The 23,811-nt window shown below is 72.2% G+C and carries 18 protein-coding genes and 5 pseudogenes; 12 read left to right on the plus strand and 11 right to left on the minus strand.

The window, feature by feature from the left end; genetic code table 11:
• Nucleotides 1–262 precede the first annotated feature (262 nt).
• Nucleotides 263–2,006, minus strand: a pseudogene (locus tag ACPU2J_RS35500) (AfsR/SARP family transcriptional regulator); the annotation flags it as partial.
• On the opposite strand from ACPU2J_RS35500, the pseudogene ACPU2J_RS35505 reads away from it, so the two are divergent.
• Nucleotides 2,007–2,177, plus strand: a pseudogene (locus tag ACPU2J_RS35505) (alpha/beta hydrolase); the annotation flags it as partial.
• Between the two features lie 238 nt (nucleotides 2,178–2,415).
• Here ACPU2J_RS35505 and ACPU2J_RS35510 read toward each other — a convergent pair.
• Nucleotides 2,416–2,841 (minus strand): annotated as a pseudogene (locus tag ACPU2J_RS35510) (MerR family transcriptional regulator); the annotation flags it as partial.
• A gap of 266 nt (nucleotides 2,842–3,107) precedes the next feature.
• On the opposite strand from ACPU2J_RS35510, the gene ACPU2J_RS35515 reads away from it, so the two are divergent.
• Nucleotides 3,108–3,752, plus strand: coding sequence for an NAD(P)-dependent oxidoreductase (locus ACPU2J_RS35515; RefSeq protein ID WP_423835080.1), 645 nt, complete (start codon nucleotides 3,108–3,110; stop codon nucleotides 3,750–3,752).
• A 3-nt stretch (nucleotides 3,753–3,755) separates the two neighbouring features.
• Nucleotides 3,756–5,069, plus strand: coding sequence for a multidrug effflux MFS transporter (locus tag ACPU2J_RS35520; protein ID WP_423835081.1), 1,314 nt, complete (start codon nucleotides 3,756–3,758; stop codon nucleotides 5,067–5,069).
• A 19-nt stretch (nucleotides 5,070–5,088) separates the two neighbouring features.
• On the opposite strand, the gene ACPU2J_RS35525 is transcribed toward ACPU2J_RS35520, so the two are convergent.
• Nucleotides 5,089–5,253 (minus strand): hypothetical protein, encoded by a 165-nt coding sequence (locus ACPU2J_RS35525; protein WP_423835082.1) that lies wholly within the window; start codon nucleotides 5,251–5,253, stop codon nucleotides 5,089–5,091.
• Between the two features lie 862 nt (nucleotides 5,254–6,115).
• Here ACPU2J_RS35525 and ACPU2J_RS35530 point away from each other — a divergent pair.
• The gene (locus ACPU2J_RS35530; protein WP_423835083.1) at nucleotides 6,116–6,880 is read left to right on the plus strand and encodes a hypothetical protein; all 765 of its coding nucleotides are present in this window, start codon (nucleotides 6,116–6,118) and stop codon (nucleotides 6,878–6,880) included.
• Nucleotides 6,881–7,523: 643 nt separating this feature from the next.
• Nucleotides 7,524–7,796 carry a hypothetical protein gene (locus ACPU2J_RS35535; RefSeq protein WP_423835084.1) on the plus strand — a complete coding sequence of 91 codons (273 nt, stop codon included), beginning with the start codon at nucleotides 7,524–7,526 and terminating at the stop codon, nucleotides 7,794–7,796.
• A 132-nt stretch (nucleotides 7,797–7,928) separates the two neighbouring features.
• Here the strand turns inward: ACPU2J_RS35535 and ACPU2J_RS35540 are convergent, their stop codons facing one another.
• The 3 genes from ACPU2J_RS35540 to ACPU2J_RS35550 form a co-directional block, all read right to left on the minus strand.
• Complete coding sequence (locus ACPU2J_RS35540) at nucleotides 7,929–8,801, minus strand: alpha/beta fold hydrolase (protein ID WP_423835085.1); 873 nt, start codon at nucleotides 8,799–8,801, stop codon at nucleotides 7,929–7,931.
• Nucleotides 8,798–9,391, minus strand: a complete 594-nt coding sequence (locus ACPU2J_RS35545; RefSeq protein WP_423835086.1) for a TetR/AcrR family transcriptional regulator — start codon at nucleotides 9,389–9,391, stop codon at nucleotides 8,798–8,800. The genes ACPU2J_RS35540 and ACPU2J_RS35545 overlap by 4 nt, the downstream gene beginning before the upstream one ends.
• A 231-nt stretch (nucleotides 9,392–9,622) precedes the next feature.
• Nucleotides 9,623–11,119 carry a DHA2 family efflux MFS transporter permease subunit gene (locus ACPU2J_RS35550; RefSeq protein WP_399823646.1) on the minus strand — a complete coding sequence of 499 codons (1,497 nt, stop codon included), beginning with the start codon at nucleotides 11,117–11,119 and terminating at the stop codon, nucleotides 9,623–9,625.
• A 301-nt stretch (nucleotides 11,120–11,420) separates the two neighbouring features.
• Between ACPU2J_RS35550 and ACPU2J_RS35555 the strand changes: the two genes are divergently transcribed.
• The 3 genes from ACPU2J_RS35555 to ACPU2J_RS35565 all read left to right on the plus strand — a co-directional run bounded on the left by ACPU2J_RS35555 (nucleotide 11,421) and on the right by ACPU2J_RS35565 (nucleotide 13,220).
• Nucleotides 11,421–11,714, plus strand: coding sequence for a hypothetical protein (locus ACPU2J_RS35555; protein WP_423835087.1), 294 nt, complete (start codon nucleotides 11,421–11,423; stop codon nucleotides 11,712–11,714).
• Nucleotides 11,715–11,914: 200 nt separating this feature from the next.
• Nucleotides 11,915–12,253 (plus strand): hypothetical protein, encoded by a 339-nt coding sequence (locus tag ACPU2J_RS35560; protein ID WP_420077986.1) that lies wholly within the window; start codon nucleotides 11,915–11,917, stop codon nucleotides 12,251–12,253.
• 157 nt (nucleotides 12,254–12,410) lie between these two features.
• Nucleotides 12,411–13,220, plus strand: a complete 810-nt coding sequence (locus ACPU2J_RS35565; RefSeq protein ID WP_423835114.1) for a class I SAM-dependent methyltransferase — start codon at nucleotides 12,411–12,413, stop codon at nucleotides 13,218–13,220.
• Between the two features lie 38 nt (nucleotides 13,221–13,258).
• Here the strand turns inward: ACPU2J_RS35565 and ACPU2J_RS35570 are convergent.
• Nucleotides 13,259–13,393: pseudogene (locus ACPU2J_RS35570) on the minus strand (RidA family protein); the annotation flags it as partial.
• Between the two features lie 445 nt (nucleotides 13,394–13,838).
• On the opposite strand from ACPU2J_RS35570, the gene ACPU2J_RS35575 reads away from it, so the two are divergent.
• The 3 genes from ACPU2J_RS35575 (at nucleotide 13,839) to ACPU2J_RS35585 (ending at nucleotide 18,356) form a co-directional block, all read left to right on the plus strand.
• Nucleotides 13,839–15,476 (plus strand): PQQ-binding-like beta-propeller repeat protein, encoded by a 1,638-nt coding sequence (locus ACPU2J_RS35575; RefSeq protein WP_423835088.1) that lies wholly within the window; start codon nucleotides 13,839–13,841, stop codon nucleotides 15,474–15,476.
• Nucleotides 15,477–15,593: 117 nt separating this feature from the next.
• Nucleotides 15,594–17,645, plus strand: coding sequence for an ATP-binding protein (locus tag ACPU2J_RS35580; protein WP_423835089.1), 2,052 nt, complete (start codon nucleotides 15,594–15,596; stop codon nucleotides 17,643–17,645).
• Between the two features lie 108 nt (nucleotides 17,646–17,753).
• On the plus strand, nucleotides 17,754–18,356 hold the full coding sequence (locus ACPU2J_RS35585) for an HD domain-containing protein (protein WP_420077990.1): 603 nt from the start codon (nucleotides 17,754–17,756) through the stop codon (nucleotides 18,354–18,356).
• Nucleotides 18,357–18,720: 364 nt separating this feature from the next.
• Here ACPU2J_RS35585 and ACPU2J_RS35590 read toward each other — a convergent pair whose 3' ends face one another.
• The 4 genes and pseudogenes from ACPU2J_RS35590 to ACPU2J_RS35605 form a co-directional block, all read right to left on the minus strand.
• A complete protein-coding gene (locus ACPU2J_RS35590; protein WP_420082534.1) occupies nucleotides 18,721–18,879 on the minus strand; it encodes a hypothetical protein in 159 nt (52 codons plus the stop codon).
• Nucleotides 18,880–18,990: 111 nt separating this feature from the next.
• A pseudogene (locus tag ACPU2J_RS35595) lies at nucleotides 18,991–19,212 on the minus strand (anthrone oxygenase family protein); the annotation flags it as partial.
• A gap of 180 nt (nucleotides 19,213–19,392) precedes the next feature.
• On the minus strand, nucleotides 19,393–21,312 hold the full coding sequence (locus ACPU2J_RS35600) for a tetratricopeptide repeat protein (RefSeq protein ID WP_420077991.1): 1,920 nt from the start codon (nucleotides 21,310–21,312) through the stop codon (nucleotides 19,393–19,395).
• Nucleotides 21,309–23,030 (minus strand): NB-ARC domain-containing protein, encoded by a 1,722-nt coding sequence (locus ACPU2J_RS35605; protein ID WP_423835090.1) that lies wholly within the window; start codon nucleotides 23,028–23,030, stop codon nucleotides 21,309–21,311. Before ACPU2J_RS35605 ends, ACPU2J_RS35600 begins: the two co-directional genes overlap by 4 nt.
• 65 nt (nucleotides 23,031–23,095) lie before the next feature.
• Here ACPU2J_RS35605 and ACPU2J_RS35610 point away from each other — a divergent pair, with 65 nt between their 5' ends.
• Nucleotides 23,096–23,680, plus strand: a complete 585-nt coding sequence (locus ACPU2J_RS35610) for a hypothetical protein (protein WP_423835091.1) — start codon at nucleotides 23,096–23,098, stop codon at nucleotides 23,678–23,680.
• Nucleotides 23,681–23,811 lie beyond the last annotated feature (131 nt).

A 23,811-nucleotide genomic window follows, 5' to 3' on the forward strand; every position in this document is an offset into this window, starting at 1 on the left:
GATGCCTTCCGTCGGTGGAGTGCGGCGGGCTCCCTGATCTTCAGCAGCCTCGAAGGGGAATGGCGCTCCGCTGGATAGCCCCGGCCCGAGGGGCGCTGTCGTTTCTCGGTTCTGGCAACAGATTGGGGAGTGGTCACGGAGCGTTCTCGAGGACGTGTCCGGGTGATTTTCCGGTTTCCTGGCTCTTCGGGGTGTTCGGCTTCCTGGGGAGGCGATGGGGCGGTGGTTTCTGCCGCCCGCACGGCTCGCGGACTGTGGTCGCCTACCCCGCTCCGGCGCACGCCTCGGCCTCTGCCAGGTACCGCGCCACCGGGTCCAGGGTCAGCATTCCGCCGGCGGCACCCGCGTGTTCTGCACGGGCATCACGCAGGGCAGCGGCAGCGTGGGCGGCGATTCCGCGCTCGCCGAGGCGTACGGCGGCGCGGACGGTCAGGCACCACATTGCCTCCTGCATGTGGTCACGCGGTGGTTCGGGCACTGTGGCGAGGGCGGTGCGAGCTTGCTCCCACCGGTTCTGGGCGAGCAGCACGAGGGGTTGCGTCCAGGGCCTGTACGGGCCCCAGTCGAGGTGCGGGTCGGTGGGTGCGGGCCGGTCGTGCAGCAGGCGCAGTCCCAGGAGGGCGAGCGGGAAGAGTCCGCGGTGCAGCCCCGGCATTCCGGCCGTCCGGAGGGTGTCCTCGGCGAGGCGGTAGTGCGCTGCTGCCGTGGCGGCGGTCGGTCCGCCTGGTTCGGCGCTGCGGGCGGCCGTGGCCCGGGCCCTGAACCACCGGGTGAGGATGGGGACGAGGGGCGCCTCGGTGGTGGCGGCGAGCCGGTCGGCCGCGTCGGCGTGCGAGGTCGCGGTGTCGAGGTCGCCCAGGGCCGAGGCGGACTGCAGGCGGACGAGTCGGCCGAGTACGGCGAAGTCCGGCAGTCGGTGCCGGGTGGCCAGGTCGAGGATCTCGGCGCCGGTCCTGTCCCGTGCGGCCGCGAGCCCGGGGCGGGTGAAGGACTGCAGGAACACCCCGTTGAGGGCGAAGGCGAGCAGGGCGGGATCGGCCAGGTCCCGTGCCAGGTCCTCGGCCTGACGCGCCGCCTGCAGCGCGTGCTTCTGCTCGGTCGCGGAGAGATCGGCGCTGCGGCTCTCGACGGCGATCGTGGCCAGGAGGCGGGCGCGCAGGTCGGCGGGGCCGTCCGGGCCGAGCCCGGTGAGTGTGTGCTCAGCAGCCGCGACGACGGTGCGGGCCTGTTCGGGGTCGTCGGCCCGGCTCCAGAGGGCGGGTACGTCGTAGGCTCCGATGATCCGGGCGGTCAGGGAGAGGTCTCCTGTGCGTTGCGCCGCGTGGATGGCGGCGAGGCGGTCGCGCCGGGAGTGGACGAGTGCTTCGCCACCCGCCAGTGCGAGGGGGCGGGCCAGGTCCACGGTGGTGCGCGGGCCGAGCCGGATGCCAGGGCCGGTCCACGCGGTTGGTGTTCCTTCGGGGGGGCACGGTCCGGTTGAGGATGTCGGTCTCCAGGCGCGGGAGGGTGCCACCGGGGTCGAGTCCGAGTTGGTCGACGAGCATCGCGCGGGCGCGGCGGAGGGTGGCCAGCGCGTCGGCCTGACGGCCCGCGCGGTACAGCGCGCGGGCAAGCAGCTCCCAGGCCGGCTCGCGCCACGGGTGTTCGGCGGAATGGGCACCCAGTCCGGCGACGAGGTCGGCCCCTCCCCCGGCGTCGAGGAGGATCCGGGCGTGCAACTCCACACCTTCCAGCCGCAGTTCCTCCAGCCGGGTCCGCTCGCGCTGGGCCCAGGGGGAGGCGGTCACATCGGCGTAGGCGGGTCCTCGCCAGGCCGCGAGTGCCGCGCCGAGGTCGGTCACCGCGTCGGGGTCGCGGCGGGCCCGGGCCAGGGTGTCCTGGAACCGGTGGACGTCCACGTCCTCGCGCGGCAGGCGCAGCGTGTAGCCGGGACCTTCGGTGACGATGACGCGCGGCGGGTGGCGGGGCGGTCGGTCGGGTTCGAGGGCGCGGCGCAGCGCGGCGACGTGACGGTCGTCCAGCAGGACTGAGGTGCGCGGCTCGGCTACGACGCTGTCGGGGTGTGGAGGGCGTGGGCGCCGGATCTGGAGCACCGGCTGACCCGCGCCGGACATTTCATGGCCGAAGAGGCACCAGACGAGATCGCGGCCGACATCCGGGGCCTGCTGGCCCGCTGAGCTGCTGCTCTCGATGCGTTGGCTGGGGCACGGCCGGTCGGCGAGCGCCGGGTTCTCGGCGACGGCATTCCCGGTCTCGCCGGTGGCGGGGCGGCGCGTGGTCCGGTCGGGCGGGGACATCTCGGTGAGGCCCCAGCTTGCTTCGAAGAGGCGGGCGGCGGACGGCCGGGGGCGCAGCTGGGTTCCTTCCGTGACCCGGACCCGCCCGAGGACGGTGGCGTGGAGGGGATAAGGCGGGTCAGTCCGGGCCGGTACCCGTCCAGGCTATGAGCAGGCGGAGGCCGAGGTCTGCCGTGTCGAGGTGGGCGAGGTGGCTGTTGCGCTCGGCCCACCGGCCGGAGTGGAGGTCGTCGCGGAGGCTTCGCACCGCCCGCCCGACCCTCGTCCACACCGACATGGCACGGCGGACGTGCTCCTCCAGATACGCCCCCGGTCTGCGCCAGTACGCCTCGAACAGGCCGTCCGTGCAGTCCCACGGGATGGGCACCGGCTCGACGCGGGCGCCGATCGTGTCGGCCATCCCCGCAAGTGAGGGAAATTCTGCGAGGACGGTGGCGAACTCGGGCAGGTAGTCGCGGGTGAGCCAGAACCGGTCCTGCCAGCCGGGCTCGTCGGTGTCGAAGGTGAGTACCACCACGCGACGTGCCACGCGCCGCATCTCGCGTTTCGTCGTAGTCCAGCTCCTCGCTGATCAGACGCGTCCTGGTGAGGGGCAGGGGGATCCTCCAGTCGCCTCCGGGAGCGCGGCCCAGGTCCAGCACGCCCAGGCGGCACTCGGCAGCGGTGAGCAGGGCGAGGCGAGTGCGCTCGTCGTCGAGGTCCGGGTCCTGGGTGGTGCGCGCTGCTTCCGGCACGCCGCCGACGAGCGCGGGCAGCCCTCGTCGCCGACGGCCGGCCCGTCCTCTGACCATCAGGAACAAGGAGCAACACATGAAGATCGTCCTGTTCGGCGCCGGCGGCAACATCGGCCGGCCCGCCACCGAGGAACTGCTGCGTCGCGGCCACACCGTCACCGCGGTCACCCGGGCCGGCCACGTCGACGGACTGAAGCACGAGGCCCTGACCGTGACCACCGGTGACGTCACGGACGCCGCCGTGGTCGCCGGCCTCGCCGCATCCCACGACGCCGTACTGTCGGCCGTCGGCCCCCGGATCGGCCAGGAGAACGACCACGCCACGATCGTCGGTGCCGCCCGTGCGCTGATCGACGGACTCCGCCGAGCCGGCGTCACCCGCCTGGTCACCATCGGCGGTGCCGGCAGCCTGCGTACGCCGACCGGTGCCCGGGTCATGGACGACCCGGACTTCCCCGCGCTGTGGAAGGCCAACGCCGAGGCCCAGTCCGAAGCGCTCGACCTCTACCGCGGCGTGCACGACCTCGACTGGACGTACGTGTCGCCCGCCGCGGTCATCGCGGCGGGCGAGCGGACCGGGGCCTACCGCAGCGGCGGGGACACCCTGCTCACCGACGACGAAGGCAACAGCCGCATCTCCTACGCCGACTACGCGATCGCCCTGGCCGACACCGTCGAGAGCGGCACCGCGATCCGCCGCCGCATCACCGTGGCGTACTGAGCCATGAGCAACGACGCCGCCGGCCGGCAGACCCGGTTCACCGTCCTGCTCGCCGCGCTCGTGGCCCTGGGACCACTGTCCGTCGACGGCTACCTGCCCGGACTGCCGGACCTCACCGTCACCGCCTGCCTGGCCGGGCTGGCCATCGGGCAGCTGATCGCCGGGCCGCTGAGCGACACCTACGGCCGGCGGCGTCCGTTGCTGGCGGGCCTCGCCCTCTACACGATCGCCAGCGCGCTCTGCGCGGTGGCGCCCGACCTTTGGACCTTCGTCGGCCTGCGCCTGGTCCAGGGCACAGGCGGGGCGTTCGGCATCGTCATCGCCAACGCCATGGTCCGCGACCGCACCTCCGGAACCCGCACCGCACGTCTCTTCTCCGCACTGACCTTGATCACCGGCCTGGCGCCGGTGTTCGCGCCGGTCCTCGGCGGCCAGCTGCTGCGCGTCACGGCCTGGCCGGGGATCTTCGTGAGCCTGGCCGTACTCGGCGCCGTGATGCTGGCGGCCTCCGCCGCAGGACTGCCCGAGACCCGGTCCGCCTCCGCGTCACGCCGGCCGCTGCCGGCCGTCTTCGGGCAGCTGCTCGGCGACCGGGTCTTCACCGGGTACGTCCTGGCCAACGGCCTGGTCTTCGCGGCGATGTTCGCCTACATCGCCGGCTCGCCGTTCGTCCTGCAGGAAATACACGGCCTGTCACCACAGCAGTACAGCGCCGTGTTCGCCGTCAACGCCGCCGGACTCATCGCGGCCGCCCGGACCAGCGGCCGGCTGGTGGCCCGGGCCGGCGCCCGCCTGCTGCTGCTCGCCGGTCTGCTGGGCGCGACAGCCGGTGGCACCACGGTCCTGGGCGCCGTACTGACACGGGCACCCCTGCCCGTGCTCCTGATCGGCCTGTTCGTCCTGGTCTCCAGCGTGGGCCTGGTCATGCCGAACGCCGCAGCCCAGGCCCTCGCCGACCACGGCGGACACGCCGGGTCGGCAGCCGCTCTGCTCGGCTTCAGCCAGTTCGTGTTCGGCGCGGCACTCGCTCCGCTGGCCGGCGCGGGCGGCGCCACCGACGCCCTGCCGATGGGAATCATCGTCGCCGTGCTGCCGGCGCTCGCCCTGCTCGCACTCGGCGTCCTCACCCGGCCGAAGCCCGGCGAGCGCACTCGCGGGCCGGCTCCCCAAGGACCCGCCGGGCACCGGCGACCGCGCCGGACGGCCACGCCGGTGGTGCGCGGTTCCGCCTCGGCGACGGGAGGCTCCACCGGTGCGGGTGCCCGGGCTCGGTGGGGCAGGCGAAGAGGTTCAGCAGGCCGTCTCGGCCGACCGTGAGCTGCGTGGGGCAACGGTCTTATAGGTGCTCGGCGACGTCCCGTTCCTCGATGGGCATCCAGCTGCCGTCGACGCCGCGCCACTGCCGGCTGTCGACGGTCAGCAGCAGGACCATGGGTGCGGCGCAGGTTCCGCAGTCGATCGGGTGGGGGCCGGTCGTGTGCCAGGAGGGGAACCCGCCCACGCGGCAGCCCCGGGGAATCGACAGGTCGTGGTGGTAGGTGACCGGCTCGTCCAGGCCGCGCTTTTCCGCCGTGCGTTCCTCCGCTTTCTGCCAGGCGTCGATCCTTCTCCACAGCCTGGTCGGCAGCGAGCCGGCATACGGGTGGGTGACGACCCCTGTTCGGGGTGCAGTACGCAGGGCTCGGCGACCGCACCCTCGAAGCCGACGAGCAGCAGCTGCGGAGGTGTGTCCGGCGGCACGGCGACCCTGTCGGAGTGGCGCCGGCGCACGTGCGGGGCCGAGCCGTGGCGGCTCGGGCCATGTGCCTCGAACGGGCACCAGAGCCTGGAGCAGGTCGCAGCCGTCCGGGCCGGGCGGGAGGCCGGGCACGTCCCGCCGGTCCGCGACGCGGTAGCCGCTGCTGTGCTTGTGCGGCTCGGTGCAGACCGGCCACGGTTCGCCGGCCGGCCACAGCAGAGGACGACCGAGCTGACCGATGCGTCCGGACGTCCCGGCCGCGGGTGCAGGCGCGTCGTCACACCGCGAAGCGCCCCCAGCTCCGGGAAGAGCTTCTCGACGTGCACGGGGCGCGGCGGTGTGGTCCTGGTCATGGCGGAGACCTTGAGTCACCGGACATGATCACGGGTGCCTGTGCTGTCCGTCCTGTACGGAGCCACCTGGCCGCCGGCTTCGGCTTCGGCGGCACGTGAGGCGCCCGGTCCGCACCTGGGGACCCAGGGCGGACCGGGCTTCAAAGGGGCTTGTCCAGGACTTCCGCAGGGGGCCGCCGGCGTTCTTTCCCCCTCCCCGGGGAGGGGGAAAGAACGCTGGTTAGAGTGCGGGGCGGACCGCTCAGGTCCGCTCGCGCTCTGGGGGTTTTCGCGTGTCCGAGTACCGTCTCGTCCTGTCCGCAGCACTGGTCACCGCCGGCTGTCTGCTGGTCTCGGCCTGCGCAGGCACCCCCGCTCCCGGCAGCGCCGACCGCCCGGCGGGCGGCACGCGTACTTCTGCCGCTGCCGCCCCCTCGAAGCCGACGCCCACCGCTGCGTTGCCGGCACCGGGTACGGCAGGCGAAATACCGGACGCCGCGCGACTGGCGGAACTGGCGCTGCAGCCGGGCGAGACCGCCGGGGTCCTTGAGGACGGGGGCAGCACCCACGTCCTGGACTGGGTCGAGGGGAGGCCGCTGTCGCCGGCCGAGCTGAGGGACCCCTGTACGGCCATGTGGGGCCTGCTCCGTCAGCGAGGCGCTCAGGCCGCCGTCTCCCAGACCTTCGACACCGAGGAGCCGGGGAGCCCGACGGTCAACTTCCTGTCGTCCTATCGCGGGACCGACGCCGCGACGGTCTTCGGCCGGCTGCGCACGGCACTCGCGGGCTGTCCCTCGGTGGAGGAGGACGGCCGTACGGTGGCGATCCGGTACGAGGATCTCGACACGGCGGGCTTCCCCGAGGACACGCTGCGCATCCGGATGACGATGACCGATGCGGGCTCCACCGGCCCCGCCGAGATCATCGACCGCATCGTGGCCCGGGTCGGCGTGTGCATCACCGACCTCAGCGCGACGGGAACGGAACCGTACCCAAGCGTCTCCGAGGCTCCCGTGCTGCGCCAGATCGACCGTCTCCGAGCCGCTCAGGGACTCTGAACCCGGCCTGCCCGACGGCCCCGTCGTGTCACTGCTGGCCTTGGGCGGGAGTCTCGCGGGATGCGGCTGCCACACTCTTGATTCTTGTGGCAAGCCCCAGTGCTACGAGGTTGTCCTGCCCGGGCTCCTCGCGCGCTACGTGCGCGTCCGGCTCCAACTGCAGAGAGTCGACGCGAACAGGAAGGATTCATGGCCAGGAAGAGCGCGGTATAACCAACCGCTCCTCTTCCTCGTCCACGCCCAAAAGTGCGAGCAGGTTTCCCCTCTGTGCCCCCCGGTCGGCGGTCCAGATCGAACAGACAGTCCCCGCGATCCTCAGATGCCCGGACCTGAGTGTCGACGAATATTTGGGGGTTGCCGGTTTCCTGAATGTACCGCCGCCGGGGGTGACGGCTCCGGCGAGAGTGCGTGCCAGCGGTGATGTCTTCGGGGTGGTGACGCGAAGTCGCTGCAGGATGAGGAGTTCGCATGTGCAGCAACCTGCGCGCACATGGCCTCGTGGGGGCCTTCCGCATACGACAGAGTCGTTCTTGCGAAGAAACACCAGAAGCGCAGAGCTCACCCAGCCATAGCCAGCCCGACGCCTTTTGGATTCAAGTACTCCCAAACAGACAGCCATCGCAATGAAGAAAAGGAACTCGACATGACCCGCACGATGCGACGTGCCCTGCACGGTGCAGTCCTGGCCACCGCCGCCCTCGCCGCGACGGCCCCTCAGGCCTTCGCCGCAGCCCCTGTCCAGCAGTCTCTCAGCAGGCCTCCCGTGGGCTACGTTCTTGAAGAGTCCTTCCACGGCACGGCTGCGGCTTGCCAAACGACGGGCAGGGCCGGCATCGCGCAGAACACATGGACCGCGTACTTCTGCTACCAGGCGCTTCCCTTCTCACCCTTCCAGCAGCTCTACATCAAGAAGTAGCGCGACAATACAGAGACCGGCTGCGGCAGCTCTCCGGCACGGCGTTCCCCTACTGGAGTAAGGCCTGCGCTCCTGCCCGACACCGCCGCACAGGATGTCATGCCACCCGGCTCTGCGTTCCGCCTCGAGGCATCACGCCCTGCGCGCTCGTGCGGTGAGTGTTTCTCGCAGGAGGTCGGCGAACTCGGCCGGGTGTGTGGTCAGGCCGGTGTGGCCGCCGGGGAAGTGCAGGAGTTCGGTGCCGAGGTGCTCGGCCAGGAAGGCGGCCGGGCGGTAGGGCAGTTCGCCGTGCGAGTCCTGCCCGCAGGCGAGGACGAGCCGGTCGGACAGGGCTGCCAGCCGGTGGATGTCGGGGGTGTAGGACATGAAGCTCGGTACGATGCGGCCGACGAAGTACGGCAGGTCGGCCATCGTCTGGCGGGCCCGTGCCGCTGCCTGTGGCGGAAGCTCGATCTCGGCCCTGGTCTCGGCCTCGGCCTTCGGTTCGACGGGGGCTGCGTCGTCCTTCTTCAGGCCCGCGGCGAACACGGCCATGGCGGGCATGAGCCCCTGGGTGCGGAAGGTCTCCTGCACGCGGGCGATCAGGGCGCGATGGTCGCGGGCGTCGGGCAGGACCTCCACCACGGGTGGCTCGTGCGCCACCAGTCGTTCGACGCGTTCCGGGTGCGTGGCCAGCAGGTGGAGGGCGACGATCGCGCCCGAGCTGGCGCCGAACACCCGGGCGGGCTCACCGGGCGAGAGCAGTTCCAGGATCCGGAAGGCGTCGTCGGCGTGCTCGGCCACGTGCTGCTCGGCCTCGGGGTCGTCCAGTGTGCTGCGGGACATGCCGCGCGGGTCGTAGGTCGCGACGGTGTACCGGGCGGCCAGGTCGTCGGCGATGCCGTCGAAGGAGGCCGCGCCGCCGGTTCCTCCGGGGATCAGCAGCAGGAGCGGGCCCCGGCCGCGTACTTCGTAGTGCAGGGTCGCGCCGTTCACGCGCAGGCTGCCGGGGGTGGGGGCGGTCATGCGGAGTCTCCTTCTCGGGACGGGGGCCAGTGCTCCAGGAGGGTGTGGAGGGCGTCGAGCGCGCGGATCCACGACTGCTGCGGCGAACGCTCGTGGGCGAAGCCTCCTGCGGCTTCGAGGGCGACGAAGCCGTGGAAGGTGCTGCGCAGCAGCCGGACCGCGTCGGTCAGGTCGGGCTCGGCCAGTCCGTAGGCGCGCAGCATGCCGTAGGTGAGCTCGACGGCGCGTCGTGGTCCGGCTGCGTGGGCGGCGAGTTCGGGGTCGATGCGGATCGGGGTCTGCGTCGCCGTGTAGCGCCCGGGGTGTGCGTGGGCGTACTCGCGCCAGGCGTCGGCGTAGGCCACCAGGGCTTCTCTGCCGGCGCGGCCGGAGGTCGCCTCCGCGATGCGGATGGTCTTCTCGTCCGCTGCCAGCAGTGCGATCCGGCCGCGTAGGTCCTCCAGGTTGCGGACGTGGGCGTAGAGGCTCGCGTCCTTCACGCCGAGCCGCCTCGCCACCTGCGACATGGTCACCCGGTCCAGCCCGACCTCGTCCGCCAGCTCGGCGCCCGCGAGCGTCACCCGCTGCGCCGTCAGTCCTGCCCGTGCCATGCACCCTCCCAGCGTTCCTAGGGGTTCTAGTTTTAAACTAGGACACCTAGGAACGGGAACTTCCGGCTCCTGTCTGCCCACTCCCCCGGTGCTCCGGGAAGTGCAGGGCGATCTCGGCAGGCTTGGTGATCATCTCCGTGCGCTCGTACGGGCCCACGCGCTGCGCCCCCACCCCGGTCGGGGGTGGGGGCGCGGCGTGTGGGGGGCCGGGCGGGCCGGTTCTGGAGGGGCTCAGGGGGCGGGGACGGTGGTGGTCTTCGTGGTTCCGTCTTCGTCCCGGGCCTCCGGCGCGGCGGGCTGTTGCGGGACGGGTGGGGTGCGGATCAGCAGGGCGACCAGGACGGCCAGGACGCCGAGCCCGGCGCCGACGCCGAATCCCCACTGGATGCCCGTGGCCAGGGCGCCGGTGGCGTCGGCGCCCTCGGCTGCCGCCGTGGCCGCGTGTCCCGACATGACGCTGATGACCAGGGCGGTGCCGGCGGCGGCCGCGACCTGCTGGAGCGAGCCCAGGATGGCGGAGCCGTGGGGGTAGAGGTGGGGAGGCAGTACGGCCAGGCCCGAGGTGAAGACGGGGGTGAAGACGAAGGCCATGCCCGCGCTCAGGGCCACGTGGAGGGTGAGGACCAGCCACGGTGAGGTCTGCTCGCCCGCGAAGGCGAACAGCGCCAGGCACAGGGCGGTGAGGGCGGCTCCGGGTACGACCAGGCGCGGGGCGCCGAACCGGTCGTAGAGCTTGCCGACCTGCGGCCCGAGCAGGCCCATGGTCAGGCCGCCGGGGATGAGGAGCAGCCCGGTCTGCAGTGAGGTCAGGCCGCACACCTCCTGGAGGTAGATCGGCAGCAGGATGAACGCGCCCATGAGGGCCATGAACGACAGGCACATCAGGGCGAGCGCCACGGAGAAGTGGCGGAAGGTCAGGGTGCGCAGGTCCAGGAGGGGGGTGGAGGAGCGCTGGAGTGCGAGCTGGCGCCATACGAACAGGGCTACGAGGACGGCGCCGGCCAGGGTGGTGGCCTCCGGGGGGACGGGGGCCTGGGCGGCGTTCTCGGCGCCGAGGCCGCTCAGGCCGTAGACGAGGGCGCCGAAGCCCGCTGCCGCCAGGGGGACGGACATCCAGTCGATGGGGGCGGCCTGCGGCTCGCCGATGTTGATCAGGTTGCGCTGCCCGAAGACGGCCATGGCTCCGGCGATGGGGAGGACGGCCAGGAAGAGCAGGCGCCATGACCCGAGCTGCAGCAGCACGCCGGAGACGGCGGGGCCGAGGGCGGGTGCGACGGAGATGACGAGGGTGATGTTGCCCATGACGCGGCCGCGGTCGTGCGGGGGTACGAGGGTCATCAGGGTGGTCATGAGCAGCGGCATCATGACGGCGGTTCCGCCGGCCTGGATGACGCGGGCGGCCAGCAGTACGGAGAAGGCCGGTGCGGCCGCGGCCAGCGCCGTGCCGGTGAGGAAGAGGGCCATCGCGAGGGCGAAGGCGGTCCGGGTGGTCACGCGCTGGAGGAACCATCCGGTGACCGGGATGACGACGGCCATGGTGAGCATGAAGGCCGTGGAGAGCCATCCGGCGGCCGCGGCGGTGACGTCGAAGTCGCGCATGAGCCGGGGGATCGCGTTGACCATGATCGTCTCGTTGAGGAGGACGACGAAGGTGGACAGCACGAGGATCCGCAGGACGGCGGTCACGCGGGCGGGCGGGAGGGTGGGTGTTGCGTGTGGTGCGGGCATGGTGCCTTCCGTCATGTGTGAGTGTCCTGCGTAGCTGGCGGGTCACACTGACAGACTGCGCCGCCGGGAAGAACTCATCGGTCCCCCGATCCTGGCGGGTGCCGCCGTCCGGGCTCAAGCGATTTCGGCGCACCGGGCACCGGGTGGGGCCGCCGCTGAGCGGACCGGCCGGGCAGGACGGCCGGGGGGTGTCCGCCGACGGTCCTCCGGCGCGACGGGCACGGGGGTTCCCGCCGCTTCGTTGCGCGGCAGCCTGAAACCTCATGGAACCGGCGAATGAACTGTTGAGAGAATGCCCGCCATGCCCAGTCCCACCGCACAAGAGCTGCTCGCCTCCATCAGCGGGCTGTCCCCCGAGTCGGCGCAGCAGGCAGCCGACCGCATCGACGAATGCAGGACCCTCCTCGCGGCAGGTGTCGGCATGGACGCCGTCCAGCAGCATCTGAAGGACGAGGGCATCTCCGTCATGACCGCGGTGCTCATCACCACCCGGCTGATCGGCGACCACCCCAGCAGACTGCTGGCTGCGCGACTGATCGTCGAATGCAGCCCGGCACGCACTCCCGACAGTGCGCTGAGCCGGCCCCGACGCTGACCGGCGCCTCTGCCGGGCGGCTGCGCGGCCTTCCCGGCACGATCTCCCGCCGAGGTTTTCCGTGGTGACGGCGGTCGCGAGTACGGGCCCCGAGCGGGGGCGGCGGCGGCCGTGCTGCCCCCGATATCTCCGCGCCGGGCCCGGCAGCACGTGCGAGGATCGGAGGGAGTTCGCCCTGTCCGCTTTTTCCGAGGCCGCACATGAAGATTCCGTTCACCCCTTTCCGGCGCAAGCGCGGGACCAGGGTCACCTACGAGGTGACCGGCACCGGCTCCTTCGAGGTGACCTATGCCGTCGGCGATCCCCTGAAAGGGGAGGAGAAGCACGTCAAGGCCGGCGTCACGCCGTGGAAGCAGGAGGTGGTGATGTCGGGCATCGGCGCGATGCCCATGCTCACGATCGTCACGTCCGGCCCCGAGCACCCCGACGGCTGGCTGCAGTGCACGATCTCCGTCGACGGGGAACTCGCGGTGGAAGGGGCGGTGTCCTCGCGGTCGGCGAGTGCGACCTTCACGGCTCTGCCCGGCGCGACGGGCTGACGGCAGCGCGCACCGGAAATCGGAGGCGGTGGGGGTGGCGTTTCTTCTAGCCTCGACCCGCACCGACCGCACTGACCGCACTGACCCGTCGAGTACCCGCAAGGACTTTGTGACCCACTCCGATCTCCTCGCCCAGGCCCTCTCGCTCGCGGCCGGCATGGCCGCCGCCGATCACAGCCCGGACAGCCAGCTGTCCCAGACCCGTCACCGTGCCGCGCTCGTCGCGGGCTGGAACATCGCGCCCGGCTCGACCGTCCTCGAACTGGGCTGCGGCCAGGGCGACATGACCGCCGTCCTCGCGGAGGCGGTCGGGCCCGAGGGGCGCGTGGTGGCCGTGGACGTGGCCGCGCCGTCCTACGGGGCGCCGGTCACGCTCGGGGAGTCGGCGGCCCGGCTCACGGCCGGGCCGCTCGGGTCCCGTATCGACTTCCGGTTCGGCACCGACGTCCTCGACCCGGCGGTCGGCTTCCCCGCAGGTGCCTTCGACCACGTGGTGCTCGCCCACTGCTCCTGGTACTTCGCCTCGCTCGGGCAACTGCGGGACACGCTGGCCCGCGTGCGGCCGTGGGCGCGGCGGCTGTGGTTCACCGAGTGGGACCTGACGCCCGCCTCCGGCGAGCAGGTGGCGCACCTGCTCGCCGTTCTGATCCAGGGGCAGACCGAGGCCGCGGGAGCGCACGGCGAGGGCAACGTCCGCACGCCCTTCTCCCGTGAGAGCCTGCTGCGGCTCCTGCCCGGGGCCGGCTGGACGGCCGACGGCAGTCAGCCGGTGGACACCGGAGGGCTCCAGGACGGGGACTGGGAGATCGAAGCGTGCCTCGACCTGGTGGCGGGAGCCGACGGGCAGGTGGCCGCGCTGCCCGAGCCGGTGCGGCAGCTCGTCCTGAGTGAGGCCGACGTGCTCCGGGCCCTTGCCAAGCCGCACGGCAACCGACCGCTCGGCGCGTATTGGGTCACCGCGCACTGACGTACGGCCCGGGCGGCCGGTGTGGGCGGACGCTCCGTTCAGTCGGGCAGTGCCACGGTGAGGTCGACTTCGACGAGCTGCCCGGTGAAGCCGAGTTGTGCGACGCCCAGCAGGGTGCCGGCGGTGGTGAACGCGGGCCCCAGGCCCGAGTCGGTCAGCCGGCGCCAGGCGGCGCCTGGCCGGATGGGGTGCCGGTGCGCATCGTGTTGTGTTCCGCCGCCGTCCAGGGGGTGCAGAACGCCGGCGGGGCTGAAGGCCCCGCCGGCGTTCGTGCGTGCTGCGGTCTACGGGAGCCGGATGAAGAACGCCGTGATGGTGTGGTCGGTGTTCATGGTGAGCTGGGCGGCAGGGTGTTGGGCAGTTCCACGCCGTCGACCGCCCAGGCGTCGAAGCGGTAGCCGGGGTTCGGGGTGGCCCAGACGGTGACCTGGGGCGGGGTCGTAGGGGCCGAACTGGCTGACCGGCCGTGTGTGGCTGAAATCCGTTGGTGCGCGCCGCCGTGCGACGGGATCATGGGCTGCCGCCTCGAAGCCGTGCCACCGCCAAGCCGTGCCGCCGCGCCGCTGTGACGCGTACGGGTGGGCGGCTGTTTCCGTACCGACCTGGGAGGTCCCCCGTATGACCCTCGTGCCGACACTCCGACGTGTCCTCGGTGACGGCCCGTTCGCCGGGATCGGAGAGCCTTCCGTGGCCGTCCTCGACGAGCGCTCGGGGACCGTCGCCGTGGGCGGGGACCTCGGACACGTCCAGTGGAGCGGCAGCGGGACCGCGGACTCCGGGTGGACGGGGCACCGGATCGGGGTCTACGAGCGGGACGGGCTGCGGTGCCGGCGCCTGGTGCGGTCGGCGTACCCGGTGCGCGCCCTCGCCTTCCACCCCGTTCTTCCCCTGCTGGCCGTCGGTACGGGGCGCTACGACGGCGGCTACTCCTTCGAGGGCGAGCTGCTGCTGGTCCGCCTGGACTCCGGCGAGGTGGTATCCGCCCTGCAGCACCCGCGGGAGGTCCTCGGCGTGGAATGGTCCGGCGAGACGGCGCTTTCCCTGGTCCTGGCGCCGTGTGACGACTGGGAGGACCCGCAGGCGCACGAGCGGGGCCACACGGTCGTCGTGGACCGCCCGGACTGGGGGGCCGTCGGGCGGGGGACGGTCCGTGCCGAGGAGCTGGCCGCCGCCCCCGCACAGCCGGCCGCCCGGCCGGACGGCGCGGAGGCCCGCCGGGTCCTCGCGGACCTGGCGGCGTCGGCGGGCCGGCAGTGGTCCGTACGCCGGCGGGTGTGGGCGGTGGAGGGCACGCAGGACGGCCGGACGCTGGCCGCCCTGGACGGGGTCCTGGCGGAGTCGTGGCTGCCGTCGGGCGAACTGCACTGGTCGGTCGGGGACGAGGAGGGCGGCAGGCAGCTGGTTCCGTCCCCGGACGGCACCTCGGTCTGGACCAATGCCGAACGGCGCGGCCGCCGCAGGGGCAGGCGCTGGGAGACGTCCCCGCCCCGGGTGGCACGGATCGCCGTCGAGACGGGGCAGGTGCTGGAGACCCTGAGCCCGGGGGTGTTCACGGTCCTGGTCGCGGGCGGCGGGCGAACGGTCCTCAGGCCGTCGGACGGCCGCGGCAAGCGCGCCGACCGGTTGCTGATGTTCGGCCTCGAGAGCCCCGCGGACGGCCCCGGGGGCGGTCCGGAGGCCGGTCCGGAGGCCGGTCTGGAGACCGGTCCGGAGGTCGGTTCCTTCGACCTGTTCAACCACCCGTTCGCCGTCCGTCACGCCGGCAGCCCGTACGTCCTGGTGGGGACCGACCCGGATGCGCCGCACCGGGACAAGTGGGTCGCCGCCGTGGGCGCCGACGGGACCCTCCGGCGGCTCTTCCCGCACTCCTGGGTGCCGGCCGAGCACCATTTCGGGGGGCCCGCGGTCGAGATCGGGCAGTCGCTCGTCCACGCCGGCGCCGTCCACCACGGTCACGGGCTCCAGCCCGGCGGCGCCTACGTCGTGCGGCGCTCCCTGGACGGCTCCGTGCAGTGGCAGCATCGCACCGACCGTCCTGCCACTGCCCTGGAGACGGACGGGGGCACCGTCTACGCGGCCTACAACTCCGGTGAACTGACAGCCCTGGACGCCGCCGACGGCTCGGTGCGGTGGCACACCGGCCTCGAGGTGGACGGAGCACCGACCACCGCGCTCTCCCTGGCCGTGACGCCCCGGGGACACCTGCTCGCGGGGACCGTCGACGGCCGGATCCTGGAGTACCGGCTCCGGCCGTGACCCGTAACGGGCAGAATGCCGCGGGGTGTTCGGTGCGGCCTCGCCGTGCCGGCCGGGCGGCGGGGTGCCCGGCCTCCTCGGTTCCGGTTGTGCGGGGGCGTGCCGGAGAATGGCGGCGTGGACAGTTGGATTCCGCCGGTGCAGGGCTCCTTCGTGGGGCGAACGGACGAGGTCGCCGAGCTGACGGCCGGGCTGCGGGCGCACGGCCTGGTGACCCTGGTCGGTGGTGGTGGTGTCGGCAAGTCCCGGCTGGCCGCCCACACGGCGCAATGGGCTCCCGGTGAGCCGTACGAGGCCGTGTACTGGGCGCCGTTGTGGTCGTTGTCGGGCCGGCCGCTGTTCGCGGCGGCGGTGGCGGACGCCTGCGGGCTCACCGACCATTCGACCCGGGATCCGGGAGAGGCGCTCGGCGGCTGGATCGGCGGGCGGCGGGTTTTGCTCGTCCTGGACTCCTGCGAGCACGTGCGGGAGGAGTGCGCCGCGCTGGTGGAGGTGCTGCTGGCCCGCTGTCCGCGTCTGGTGGTGCTCGCGACCAGCCGTGAGTCGCTGGGTGTGGAGGGCGAACGGGTGCAGAGGGTCGGCCCGTTGGACCCCGAGACCGACGGGCTGGAGCTGTTCACCGAGCGGGCCGGGGCCCTCGGGGTGCGGTGGACGGGGCCTGGAGAGCGGGCGGCGGCCGCGGCCGTGTGCCGGTGGCTGGAGGGCGTGCCGCTGGCTCTGGAGCTGGCCGCCGGGATGCTCGGGGAGCACGGGGTGGGCGAACTGGCCGCGGGGCTGGGCCGGCGGCTGGAGCTGGGCGGGAGCCCGGAGCCGGGCGGGAGTCGTGAGATACCGGTGGGCCCCGCGCGGCACCGGGCCCTGGTGACCACGATCGGCTGGAGCCACGAGCTGTGCAGTCCCGCCGAACGCCTCTTGTGGGCGCGGCTGTCGGTCTTCCGGTCCCACCCGACCCCGGAGGCCGTGCTCGATGTGTGCGGCGGGGGGCCGCTGGGGGCGGCGGTGCTGGGCGGGGCGCTGGCGGGGTTGCAGGACAAGAGCATCGTGGCCGTCGGGGACGGCCGGGTGCGGATGCTGGACACCGTCCGCGAGTACGGGGCGATGTGGCTGGCGGAGATCGGCGAGAGCGGGGTCCTGGCCGACCGGCACGCCGCCTACTTCAGCCGTGCGGCGGCGGCCGCCGACGAGGCGTGGTGGGGGCGGGGACAGCGGCGGGCCTACGCGGGGCTCGCCCGCTCCCACGACGATCTCTGCGCGGCGCTGGAGCACTTGCTGCTGACCGATCCCGAGGAGGCCATGGCGATGGCCGGCCGGCTGGGGTTCTTCTGGGCGTGCTGCGGCCATCTGCACGAGGCGGGCCACTATCTGGACGAGTTCCTGCAGCTGGTGACGGCGCCGGCCGCGGTGCAGGCGAAGGCGCTGTGGTCGCTGGGGGTGGTGCGCTGTCTGCAGGGCGGTTACGACGTGGCGCAGCGGCTGGGCCGGGAGGCCCGGGTGGTGGCGGAGGTGGCCGGGGAGAAGGCGCTGGTCGCGGACGCGGCGTATCTGCAGGGGCTGGTGCTGCTCCTGCGCGGCAAGCCGCTGACGGCTCTGCACGAGGCGGACCGGGTGCTGTCGGACGCGGTCGCGGGGTCGGCCGCGGGTGCGCGCTGCCGGCTGCTGCGGGTGTTCGGTCTGACCGGGTCGGGGTTCCTGGAGCAGGCGCGGGCCGAGGCGGAGGCGCTGCGGGCGGAGTCGGTGGCCGTGGGCGAGTACTGGGCCCGTTCCTATGCCGACTACCAGCTGGCGGTGATCGCGCTCTACGAGGAGCGGGCGGCCGACGCGGCGGGGCACGCGCGGTCGATGCTGCGCGGCAAGCAGGCGATCGGGGACGCCTTCGGGCTCGCTCTGGGGCTGGACCTGCTGGCGGTGGCCCTTGCCGAGCAGGGCCGGGGTGAGTTGTCGGCGTGTGCGTACGGTCTGGGGCACCGGTTCTGGCAGATGGTGGGTCATCCGCAGCGCGGTACGCCGGAGTTGGGTGCGCTGCGGGAGCGGGGTGAGCGGTCGGCGCGTACGCGGGTGGGTGATGCGGTGTACGAGCGGGCGTACCGGCGTGCGGTGGCGGCGGACCCGCACCGGATGCTGGACGGCATGCTGTCCGGCGCGGTCGACGGGCGTGCGGGCAGGGCGTAGGCGCAGGGGGGTGCGGGGCGGCGGGGGGCGGGGCGGGCTCCCGGCTTTCGGGGCCTGCGCGGGCTGTATGCAGCCACCGGTCACCGGTCACCGGTACTGTCGGCGGCGATGACTTCGATACGTTCCGACGCCCTGTCCCGAGCCCTTGACGGCCCAGCGGAACCGTCCTTGAGACCGCTGCCGCCCGTGGTGGCGGAGCTGTTGCGCTCCCTCGGGGCTCCGGCCCGTCTGGCGGCGCACCTGCGCGCCGTGCACGACGTCGCCGGCGAGCTGTGCGACTGGGTGGGGAGCCGCTGCCCGGGCCTGGCCGTGGACCGCGATGCCGTCCTCTTCGGTGCGGCGACCCATGACGTGGGCAAGACCCTGCACCCCGAGGAGCTTTCCGGACCCGGTTCGGCTCACGAGGCAGCGGGCCGGGTCCTGTTGCTGGAGCGGGGCTTCGCGCCCGGCCTCGCCCGGTTCGCCGCCACCCATGCGGCCTGGGACGGCCCCGATGTGACGGTCGAGGACCTCCTGGTCAGCACGGCCGACAAGGTCTGGAAGGACAAGCGTGTCCCCGGGCTGGAGGACAGGCTCGTGCGGGCGCTGGCCGCGGCGACGGGGCGTGAACCCTGGGAGGAGTACCTCGCGCTCGACGACCTCCTCGCCCGTCTCGGCGCGGACGCCGCGCGGCGGCTGGCCTTCCAGGCGTCCTTCCCCCTCGGTCGGTGACCCGTGCGGGAGCGGTCCCGCAGCCGGTGAAGGCCCTGGGGCCGCTCCCCCGCGTGTGGGGGTTCGTAGGGTGGGGCTTTCGGGGTGGTGGCTGAAGGCGGAGCGGGCCGGTGTCCGGTCGCGGAGGGGTGGTGGGGATGGAGTACCTGGTGGTGGCGGGGATCGGGGTCGCCTGGGGGCTTCTGCAGCTGTGGCGGGGTGGCCTGTTCGGCCGGAGGCGGGTGCGGGGGCCGGAGCGTTCGCGGGCGCGGGGGAACGACGGCATCGGCTTCTCCTGGGGGAGCGATTCGTCGTCCTGTGGTGGCGGCTCGTCCTGCGGGGGCGGTGGTGGCGACTGATGCCCGCGCCCCGGGCCCCGTGGGGGTTACTTGGAGGGGACGGCGTCCTTGGGGGCGGTGTGCCGGTTGGTGACGACCGGCTTGTCGACGGTGATGGTGCCGACGGGGAGGGAGACGGGGTCGGGGTCGTTGTTGCCGATGGCGACGATGATGTCGATCCGCCCTAACCCGGAGCAACGCGTCAAACGATCACCTAACTCCCTGCACATTACATGCGTATGTCGGGGGGCAACATGACGAGAACCGGTTGCCTGCGGAGGTCTGTCGGCAGGGGTCGGCGGCACCGCGGCCGCGTGTCAGGCGAGGGCGGCGGCCAGCAGGGTGAAGGCGGCGATGATGACGGCGACGCCGACGTAGTGGTAGCGCTCCCAGCGGTTCGTCTGCTCCTTCCAGTCGGCGGGGCGGTTCTCGGGGGTCCAGGTCTTTCCCCGGTCATTGATCGGGACGAGCAGCAGGACCGACATGATCACGCTGAGGATCAGCAGTGCGCCGGCGGTGACGACGAGGCCGGTTCCGGGGCGGAGCCGGGTTCGCTCTCGTCGTGCTCGCGGCGAACTCCGTCGCGCGACGGGCCGGTTCCAGGGCATGACCGTCCGCTCCCGCGCGGAGGTGAGGAGCACGGGAGCGGCGGTCGGCGGATCCGGGCGGTGACGGCTGGGCGTGTGGAGGGCGGCCTCGTTTCTACGGAAAGTGCTTGTTCAGGTGCTCGTCCGGTCGGGCTGGACGATCGTGAGTTCGGTGAGCCATTCGAGGGGGACCGCCGCCTCGTGGCTGCCGACTTCGAGGGTGAGCAGGGACACTTCTGCGGACAGAACGGTCAAGGGCTCTCCCTCGAGGACGTTCCCGTCGGTCATTCGCGCCCTGACTCTGGCCCTCGGAGTCCGTTCGATGGCGGGGCCGATCTCTTCGAGGGCGGCGCGCACCTCTGCCAGGGACAGAGTGCCGGGAGGTTTGGGCATGACGCTCTCGGCCTCCGCTTGGCGGACACTCAGTGCCGCAAGGTCGGCGAGCGCCGTCTCCTTCCGGGGAGAGGCGATCGCTGTGAAGAGTTCGGCGGCTTCTTCGCAGACGGCTCGGGCGGCGCCGAACGAGTGCATGTGTACCGCGATTTCTCCCAGCGAGAGAAGAGCGGTGCCGAGGTCCTCACGTTGCTCCTCGTCTCCGCGGAAGCAGTCGACCGCTCGGTGGTAGGCGATCAGTGCGGTGACGACGTCGCCGGCCTTCATCGCGTTGCGTGCTTGGCCGAGGAGGCAGGGGGCCTTCTTCAGATGTCCGGAGTGTGCCTCCAAGGCCTCTGCGTAGCCGGTGGCGGCTTCGGCGGGCCGATCGGCGAGTTCGAGTACGAAGGCGCGGGCGGCGAGCGCGACGGCGAGGAACTCCGAGTCGTCCGGTGCGCTCAGCCTGGTGATCAGGTTGTCCAGTGTGGTGAAGGCCCGGGTGAAGTTGCCCCTGCGTGCGGCGCGTTCGGCCGAGGTGACGGCGTTGAGGGTCGTGTGGTGCCGTTCTTTGTTCCTGGCGGTCCGGGCTCGTTCGGCGGCTTCGCTGCGCAGGACTTCGGCGTCGTGGGGGCGGCCCGTCGAATCCAGGATGGTGGCGGCAGCAGCGGCGTATTCGTCGGTGGGGCTTCCCGGACCGGCTGCGCCGTCGAGGGCGGAGCGCAGGGTCAGGGCGTCGGCCTTGCCTATCAGATCGCCGGTGTCCAGGGCTGTTTCGTAGGCCTTGCGCTGATGTTCGGCTGCTCGGTCCTGGTGACCGACGCTCAGCGCGATGGCTCCGGCCGTGCTGTGCAGTCGGCCGGAGGCCCGGCGGTCTCCGACCTGTTCGGCGAGCTCGGCGCTGCGCTCGGTGGCGGCCAGGGCCTCCTCCAGCCGGCCGAGCTTTCGCAGCACGTCGGCGGCTCCTGCCGTCCAGCGCTGCTCGCTGATCCGGTCGCCGAGGAGGAGTGCGAGCCTGATCGCCCGGGCCAGGTTCTCGAGGGCTTCCTCGTGTCGTCCTGCCCTGGTCAGGGCCAGGGCGAGATTGCCTCGGGCCACGTTCTGGCCGGCGCGGAAGGGTATGCGTTCGGCTGTGGACAGGGCTTCGTGACATGCGTCGATCGCTTCGTCGATTCGCCCTTGGTCGTTGAGCACACCGCTGAGCGCGCAGAGTGCCATCACCTGGGCCTTGCGCGCTTCGGTGTTCACCTCCCGGTACGTGCAACGGCGCAGGAGGCGGAGCGCGGCCCGCGCGTACGCCTCCGCCCGTACCAGGCGGACGGCGTACTGCGCGTTCTGGGAGAGGGCGAGGAGCAGGTCGACGTGGGCGACCACTCCCTGGGTCTTGGCGTAGCGCAGGGCCGGGCCGGCGCCGAAGTCGAGCTGTGCCGCCGACAGGCGCCGGCGGCGCAGTTCGGTGCCGAGGAGGAAGAAGGCGTAGGCGAGTCTGCCGTCGTCGAATCGGTTGGCGGCGGCCCATTCGTGCGCGGTCCGGATCTGGGGCCACTCCTGGTCGAATGCGGTGGTTGCGGTCTCGTACCGCTTGTCGAGTTCGTCTCCGGCCATGGTGGCGAGTCGTCTGACGTAGTGTTCGGCAGCAGCCAGCTGCCATTGCACGTGTTCGGGCAGTGGGGGTTCGGTCACTTCACGGCCCACAGGGTGCGCGCGTGGGCAGCGAGCAGAGCGTGCATCTGGAACCTGCCTGCTGCGACCGGCTCGAGCAAGCCGCGGGCGACCAGCAGACGGATGCCCGGCCGGGGGTCGTCGACTTGCCAGACCGCGGCCATCGCCTCGTGGGCGAAGGTGGCGGGACGGTGGGCGAACACTCCGAGCGCCGCGAACTGACGTCGGTTCTCGGCGGCCAGGCGGTCGGTGCTCTTGGCGAACAGGGCCGCGATCGTGGGTGTTGTCCCGCTCGCCGTGTCCGCACGGTCTGCCGGGGCCTGGGCCTCCAGGAGTCGTACGCCTTCGTGGAGTTCCTCGAGGAGGTCCGACACGCCCCAGCCGAGGTGGTGCTCGGCCGCGAGCAGCCGTGCGGCGACCTTCAGGGCGAGCGGCAGGCCTTCCAGCTCGGCCACGAGCTCGCGGATCCCGCCCGAGTCATCGGCAACGACCGACGGTGCGAGTCGTTCGATCAGTTCCATGCCGACGGTGTCGGGGAGTTCAGGCAGTACGTAGTTCTCGGCGTCCAGCTGTTGGGCGACTTCGGTCATCCGCGTCGTGACCAGTGCCGCACACCGGGGGCCACCGACGAGGAAGGGGACGGCGTCCTCTGTGGTCCAGGCGTCATCGACGATCAGCAGGGCTCGGGCGTCGCGCAGTCGTCCGGAGAGCAGGCGGCCGGCGTCATCGATGGTGTCGGTGACCTCCAAGGGGCCGAGGCCGAGCCGGCGGAACCAGGAGCCGAGCTGTCCGCGGACGTCGCCGGCTTCGGATAGTCCCGCCCACAGCACCCCGTCGGGGTACCAGCCGTTCACGGTGGCGTCGCGGGCGACAGCGGCGGCAATGGTGGATTTGCCGATACCGGGCCAACCGCGGACTGCGACGACCGGCATGCCGCCCGAGCGTGGCCGGTCGGGGTTGACCCGTGCCCGGAGGTGGGCGATGTCTCCCTCGCGTCCGACGAAGACCTCGGGCAGCGGCGGCACGCCGAAGAGTGTCCCGTCGGCGCCGACGGCCGGTGCGGGTTGTTGCCGGGCACCCAGACTGTCGATCTTCGCGAGGACCAGTCGGTGGAACAGCGGGGATGTCGCCCTCTCCGCCTCGCTCCGGATCTCTTCGCGCAGCAGATTGCCCAGGTGCACGGCGGCGGCCACCACGTCCGTCTCGGCGGTGTTCTCGTCGTAGCCGAGCTCGTTGAGTTCGCGTAACAGTGCTGCGCGGTCGGGTTCTGCTTCCGAGAAGGCGGCGTCGGCCAGGATGACGGCGATCTCGGCCTCCGTGAGCCAGTCGAGCACGCGGTCTTCGGCAATGTCCTGCGGCAGGAAGTCCTTGAGCCGCTGAGCTGCCTTGCGGATGGCTCTGTCCAGCGCCCGTGTTTCGGGTGCGCCCAGCAGGCCGGCGGTGATTTTGGGGGTGAGCGGTTCGAACAGGGATGCCGCTATGCGGCCTGCGAATGCGCTGGCGACAGGTTCGATGGGGATAGGGAGCTCCCAGGATCGGTCCGGTGAATCGGATGGCGTCGCGGGTGGTGCGCAGGGCCAACGTCTCGACCCGTGCCGGTGGTTCCTGCCCGGCGCGGGCTCGGTTGACGCTCGTGTCCCGGGGGACGGCGCTGTCCCCCGGAGCGACAGGCCACCGTTGACGGGGAAGCTCGCCGCCGAGTCGTCCGCGTGCCCGCATGACGGGTCCTGCGGCGACATCAAACGATCATGAAACTGCACTATGTGTTGACTTATCGTGAGATGTCTATTCCGTGGAGTTCTTCGTGAGACGCGCATTCCGCTCACTGCTTGTGTTCGCCACCGTCGCCGCATCCGTCCTGGCCACCGCCGGCACCGGCCAGGCCGCCCCCTCCCCCGGCAGGTCGGACTTCTCCGACACCGCCCCCACCGACCTCCCGTCCGCATCCGGGATGCAGGCCTCCGTAGCCCTGGGGGCGTGCGTCCGCGCCCATGTGGCCGGCTACGGATGGCAGAAGGAATGGGCTTGCAACAACCTTCACCACACCGGGACCGTGGGCCAGAACCGGGCCATCGAGGCCCTGCAGATCTGGATCTCGGGGGCCGGACGCTTCTGCGCGAAAGCGCACACCCGCAACCATGGCTGGGACAAGAACGAAACGTGTGCCAACGGCGAGCAGGTCGCCACCGTGGGCACCACCGGGATGGCCCGCCCCATGCAAGCCGTACGGGTCACGATGCAGAGCAACACCGGTACCGAACGGGCGGACGGCTGGTCGCACATCCAGGAGACCGGCCGGCTCTACCACCCGACGGTGGGTCAGGAAGCCATCCTCGACACGATCGGCCGGGCCCGCAACCTCGAAGCCGTCAGCATCGGCATCTCCTGACCGACGCCTCCCGGCCGGGCGGGCCGCCTCCTCCCGCGCGTCCGGTCGGGGCGGGAGCGTTCGCGACGACGACAGGCCGCACGGGGGGAGGATCTCGTCCCGTACGGCCTGTCGTGACCATGAGCCCTCAG

The sequence above is a fragment of the Streptomyces manipurensis genome (genome assembly GCF_049570255.1).
GTDB classification, from domain to species: domain Bacteria; phylum Actinomycetota; class Actinomycetes; order Streptomycetales; family Streptomycetaceae; genus Streptomyces; species Streptomyces manipurensis.

What these genes read in the sequence shown, in the direction of transcription:
- ACPU2J_RS35515 (WP_423835080.1), top strand. Translation starts at nt 3,108, where the DNA reads ATGAAGATCGTCCTGTTCGGCGCCGGCGGCAACATCGGCCGGCCCGCC.
- ACPU2J_RS35585 (WP_420077990.1), top strand. Translation starts at nt 17,754, where the DNA reads ATGACTTCGATACGTTCCGACGCCCTGTCCCGAGCCCTTGACGGCCCA.
- ACPU2J_RS35560 (WP_420077986.1), top strand. Translation starts at nt 11,915, where the DNA reads ATGAAGATTCCGTTCACCCCTTTCCGGCGCAAGCGCGGGACCAGGGTC.
- ACPU2J_RS35535 (WP_423835084.1), top strand. Translation starts at nt 7,524, where the DNA reads ATGACCCGCACGATGCGACGTGCCCTGCACGGTGCAGTCCTGGCCACC.
- ACPU2J_RS35540 (WP_423835085.1), bottom strand. Translation starts at nt 8,801, where the DNA reads ATGACCGCCCCCACCCCCGGCAGCCTGCGCGTGAACGGCGCGACCCTG.
- ACPU2J_RS35520 (WP_423835081.1), top strand. Translation starts at nt 3,756, where the DNA reads ATGAGCAACGACGCCGCCGGCCGGCAGACCCGGTTCACCGTCCTGCTC.
- ACPU2J_RS35575 (WP_423835088.1), top strand. Translation starts at nt 13,839, where the DNA reads ATGACCCTCGTGCCGACACTCCGACGTGTCCTCGGTGACGGCCCGTTC.
- ACPU2J_RS35545 (WP_423835086.1), bottom strand. Translation starts at nt 9,391, where the DNA reads ATGGCACGGGCAGGACTGACGGCGCAGCGGGTGACGCTCGCGGGCGCC.
- ACPU2J_RS35605 (WP_423835090.1), bottom strand. Translation starts at nt 23,030, where the DNA reads ATGTCGCCGCAGGACCCGTCATGCGGGCACGCGGACGACTCGGCGGCG.
- ACPU2J_RS35555 (WP_423835087.1), top strand. Translation starts at nt 11,421, where the DNA reads ATGCCCAGTCCCACCGCACAAGAGCTGCTCGCCTCCATCAGCGGGCTG.
- ACPU2J_RS35550 (WP_399823646.1), bottom strand. Translation starts at nt 11,119, where the DNA reads ATGCCCGCACCACACGCAACACCCACCCTCCCGCCCGCCCGCGTGACC.
- ACPU2J_RS35565 (WP_423835114.1), top strand. Translation starts at nt 12,411, where the DNA reads ATGGCCGCCGCCGATCACAGCCCGGACAGCCAGCTGTCCCAGACCCGT.